At 54.4% G+C, this 4,293-nt stretch carries 5 protein-coding genes and 1 pseudogene; all 6 read left to right on the top strand.

Translation table 11 applies throughout. From position 1 onward, the window contains the following. Positions 1–920 (top strand): BamA/TamA family outer membrane protein (locus H8Q75_RS09945; protein ID WP_297041389.1); only part of this gene is annotated, 920 nt, incomplete at its 5' end. 11 nt (positions 921–931) lie between these two features. Then, complete coding sequence (gene lpxC / locus H8Q75_RS09950; RefSeq protein WP_024124831.1) at positions 932–1,789, top strand: UDP-3-O-acyl-N-acetylglucosamine deacetylase; 858 nt, start codon at positions 932–934, stop codon at positions 1,787–1,789. A gap of 61 nt (positions 1,790–1,850) precedes the next feature. Further along, entirely contained in the window at positions 1,851–2,312 is a 462-nt protein-coding gene (gene fabZ, locus H8Q75_RS09955; protein WP_011057628.1) for a 3-hydroxyacyl-ACP dehydratase FabZ, read from the top strand. A 12-nt stretch (positions 2,313–2,324) separates the two neighbouring features. Beyond that, positions 2,325–3,131 carry an acyl-ACP--UDP-N-acetylglucosamine O-acyltransferase gene (gene lpxA, locus H8Q75_RS09960; protein WP_365971049.1) on the top strand — a complete coding sequence of 269 codons (807 nt, stop codon included), beginning with the start codon at positions 2,325–2,327 and terminating at the stop codon, positions 3,129–3,131. A gap of 27 nt (positions 3,132–3,158) precedes the next feature. Beyond that, positions 3,159–3,620, top strand: coding sequence for a tRNA (cytidine(34)-2'-O)-methyltransferase (locus H8Q75_RS09965; protein ID WP_041429098.1), 462 nt, complete (start codon positions 3,159–3,161; stop codon positions 3,618–3,620). A gap of 333 nt (positions 3,621–3,953) precedes the next feature. Then, positions 3,954–4,293 (top strand): annotated as a pseudogene (locus tag H8Q75_RS09970) (HlyD family secretion protein); the annotation flags it as partial.

Below are 4,293 nucleotides of genomic sequence, written 5' to 3' on the forward strand. Positions count from 1 at the left end.
GCTTCACCGATCCGTGGATTAAAGGGGATCCCTACCGCACCTCCTACACAGTCAGTGCCTTCAACCGCCTGACGGTTCCCTATACCTTCAGTAATGGCCCAATTGATGTTCGTTTGGCCAATGGGGATTCTCCGCGGATTAACCGCTTGGGTACTGCGGTCTTTTTTACCCGTCCCTTTACCAAGAATCGCGATCAGGTGCGTACCGCTTGGACCGGTTCCCTTGGCTTGCAATATCAACGCGTCACATCCCTAGACGGCGGTTTTACTCGCTTTAATACCGATGCCTTAGGCAACTGTTTAACCTTTCCAGACAACGGCGTCTGTCGTGGCTTCAATGATCTGTTTACGGTACAAGCGGCGATTCTGCGGGACTTGCGCAATGATCCCCTGCGTCCCACCAGTGGCCAAGTGATCCGCCTAGGTGTGGATCAGTCGCTTCCCATTGGTGCGGGTAGCATCTTGATGAGTCGGGTGCGGGGTAGCTATAGCTTCTATATCCCAGTGAAGTTTCTGCGCATTGAGGGGCCGCAAACCTTTGCCTTCAATATTCAAGCGGGGAACATTTTTGGCGATTTGCCCCCCTATGAATCCTTTACCTTAGGGGGTGCTAACTCGGTGCGCGGTTGGGAAGAGGGGGCGATCGGTTCTGGACGTGCCTTTGTGCAGGGGACCGTGGAGTATCGCTTTCCCATTTTCAATATTGTGGGTGGGGCGCTGTTTGTTGATGGCGCCAGTTTGCTCGGTACCCAAAGCAGCGTACCCGGCCAGCCGGGGATTGTGCGCGGCAAGCCGGGAGAGGGTTTAGGTTATGGAGCAGGGCTGCGGGTAAATACGCCTTTGGGGAATATCCGCATTGACTTTGGCTGGAATAATGAAGGGCGTAGTGTCTTCAGCTTTGGTATTGGTGAACGCTTCTAGGAGAAAGATCGATGAGCGCAGCCTCTGGACCGACAGCATTGGCGGCAACAACTCAACAGACCCTTGCTGGCACTGCCCAATGGTCAGGGGTGGGCTTGCATTCAGGCCAGTGGGTTGCGCTCACCCTTCAGCCGGCATCCGCCAATACCGGACGCCAGTTTGTACGCCTTGATTTGGAGGGGCAGCCCGTCATTCCTGCTCAGATTGAGGCTGTGAAGTCCACTCAGTTGGCAACGGAGTTGGTGGCCAAGGGCGCTAGTGTGCGTACAGTTGAACATCTATTGGCGGCGCTGGCGATCGCCGGCATTGATAATGTCACGATTCAGATCACAGGTCCTGAGGTGCCCGTGCTCGATGGCTCGGCACAACCTTGGCTAGAAGGCATTCAGAGGGTAGGTGTTGTCCCTCAGGAGGCCCCTCGGCCAGCAGTCATCTTAAAGGAACCTGTCACCATTTACGAAGGAGACGCCTTTGTCAGTGCTATTCCTGCTCCTGAGCTGCGCCTCACCTATGGCATTGACTTTTCCTATGGGGCGATTGGTCGGCAGTGGTGTAGTTTTACGCCCTCAGAACTAGCAGCGGAGGTCGCTCCCGCTCGCACCTTTGGTTTTGCTGAACAAGTGGACTATCTGCGCAGCCAAGGTCTGATTCAAGGGGGCAGTTTAGAGAATGCCCTTGTGTGCAGTGCCAGTGGTTGGATCAACCCGCCGTTACGCTTTGCCGATGAACCTGTTCGCCACAAGTTACTCGATCTCTGGGGAGATTTAGCCCTCCTTGGGACACCCCCGATCGCCCATTATGTGGCCTATCGCGCCAGTCATCATCTGCATACCCAATTGGCCCGGGCGATCGCCCACCAGAGGGTTTAGGGGCAGCCATTCTCCCCTATGATTTGGTTATATCTTTAATTTGCAGCCGACACCGATCCCTATGCCAACGTTGACTGATTCCCCACCAACCACTGTGCTGACGGTCACTGAGCTACAGCAGTTGCTCCCCCACCGCTACCCCTTTTTGCTGGTGGATCGGATCATTGACTACGTGCCAGAAAAGTATGCTGTGGGGCTGAAAAACGTCACAATCAACGAACCCTTTTTTCAAGGGCACTTTCCGGGTCGCCCCATCATGCCGGGGGTGCTCATTGTGGAAGCCCTTGCCCAAGTGGGCGGGGTTGTGCTGATGCAGATGAACTGGGCAAAGGATAAACTTTCTGTGTTTGCGGGCATTGATAAGGTGCGCTTTCGCCGTCCAGTCGTCCCCGGAGATCAGTTGATTCTGCGGGCAGAGCTTCTTGTTGTCAAACAACAGCGCATCGGCAAAATGCAAGGACGGGCTGAGGTGAACGGTCAATTGGTCTGTGAGGGCGAGATGATGTTCTCGCTGGTGGACTAGTCACAATCAATGATGCAAACACTGATCCATCCTACTGCTGTCATTCATCCCAGTGCTGAACTGCATCCCACAGTTCGAGTCGGTCCTTATGCTGTGATTGGTGAACAGGTGCGCGTCGGCGCCCATACGGAAATTGGTGCCCATGTGATTATTGAAGGGCCAACGGAGGTGGGGGTAGGCAATCGTATCTTTCCGGGAGCGATCATCGGCACTGCCTCTCAGGATCAAAAATATACGGGTGCCAATAGTGCCCTGCGCATTGGTGATTACAACACGATTCGCGAGTTCGTGACCATTAACCGCGCCAATGGTGAAGGGGATGCCACAATTATTGGTAACCACAATCTACTCCTGGCCTATGTTCATGTAGCCCATGATTGCGTGATTGAGGATCAGGTGGTGATTACGAATGCCGCCTCGATCGCTGGCCATGTTTGCATTGAATCAAAGGCGCGCATTGGGGGTATGGTGGGTATTCACCAGTTTGTCCATATTGGTCGCTTGGCGATGGTGGGAGCCATGGCACGGGTGGATCGGGATGTGCCTCCCTATATGCTGGTGGAAGGTCATCCGGCACGGGTTCGTGCTCTCAATCAGGTGGGACTGCGGCGGGCAGGTGTTACAGAGGCAGAAATGCGCGACCTCAAGGAAGCCTTTCGCATTCTTTATCGCCGGGAGTTGCCCCTTGCCCAGGCGATCGCCCAATTGGCAGCCCTACCCCCTTCTGAGCATTTAGAGCATCTGCAGCGCTTTTTAACCTATGCCCGCGAAGAGGGACGGCGGGGCTTAACCCCCGGTGGTCGGGCAACGACGGATTAAGTCTCTAGTTGCCACTTGCTCAATGCCATGCCTGCTGTGGTGCTTGTCCATCCCCAAATTCCCCCCAATACCGGTAATATTGCCCGCACCTGTGCTGCCACCCAGACACCGCTGCACCTGATTGAACCCTTAGGGTTTGAACTCAGCGATCGCTACCTCAAGCGCGCCGGTCTAGACTATTGGCCCTACGTCACCTTGTATTGCCACCCCGACTGGGCAACATTTCTGAAAACAGCCCACCGCCACGGCCGCTTAATTGCCTTTGAACCTGCCGCCCAGCAGATTTACTGGGACTTCACCTTCACTGAGAGCGATTGGCTGGTCTTCGGCAGTGAACCCGATGGTATTCCTGCTGATGTTTTAGCCAGCTGCGATGCCTTCCTCAAAATTCCCATGTGGCAGCCTGCTGTCCGCAGTCTGAACCTCTCGGCATCGGTGGCGATCGCCCTCATGGAAGTTTACCGCCAACTCTATTCCTCAACTGCTTGATGATATTCCTCAACTGCTTGATGACTACCATATCAAAGCGCGCATCTCGTTCCTGATCCTCGCCCTTCCCTTTCGGGTGTAGTTTACGGTTGTACTGAGGCGACGACTAGACTTCTACGATTGAATAGGGAAGGGATATTACCGCCATAAATATAACGTCCACGGGTCAGGCAATGACGGCTCTGACCTAGGTTGCAGGGGAGGATTTTATTGATGAAATCCTGTGGCCTGTAGAGACAATTCTCAACGGGCCAAAAACGGGGCAAAGGAGCACGGGCTTGCCGTTGATTAGATGGCTGAGTTGGCTGAGTTGTGAAAGTGGAGAGAGCGAATATGAATACCTTATCTTCCAGTTCAGTTGCCACCAAACCCCCACCCACTAACGAACGACGCCGCATTTTTCGTATCGTTCGTATAGGTCTTGGCATCACCCTGATTGGCCTAGCTGTGTATCTCCTCTGGTGGCGACACCGGAATGTGGTCCGCCGCGTCGGCTACCTCAATGGCACAGTGATTACGCTCTATGCCAGAATTCCTGGTACATTAACCCTGCAACCGCTGCGCCCCGGCGAGCTCCTGAAAGCAGGAACGAAAATTGGCTTTATCCGCAACGATCGCAATCCTCAACTGGAAACCGATCGCCAGAATTTGGAAACTCGACTCGGTGTTGCCC

The sequence above is a fragment of the Thermosynechococcus sp. OHK43 genome (assembly GCF_014466085.1).
Taxonomy (GTDB): Bacteria; Cyanobacteriota; Cyanobacteriia; order Thermosynechococcales; family Thermosynechococcaceae; genus Thermosynechococcus.

Bases quoted from the DNA above. Each gene is read 5' to 3' on its own strand.
- lpxC (WP_024124831.1), top strand. From the start codon at position 932: ATGAGCGCAGCCTCTGGACCGACAGCATTGGCGGCAACAACTCAACAG.
- fabZ (WP_011057628.1), top strand. From the start codon at position 1,851: ATGCCAACGTTGACTGATTCCCCACCAACCACTGTGCTGACGGTCACT.
- lpxA (WP_365971049.1), top strand. From the start codon at position 2,325: ATGCAAACACTGATCCATCCTACTGCTGTCATTCATCCCAGTGCTGAA.
- H8Q75_RS09965 (WP_041429098.1), top strand. From the start codon at position 3,159: ATGCCTGCTGTGGTGCTTGTCCATCCCCAAATTCCCCCCAATACCGGT.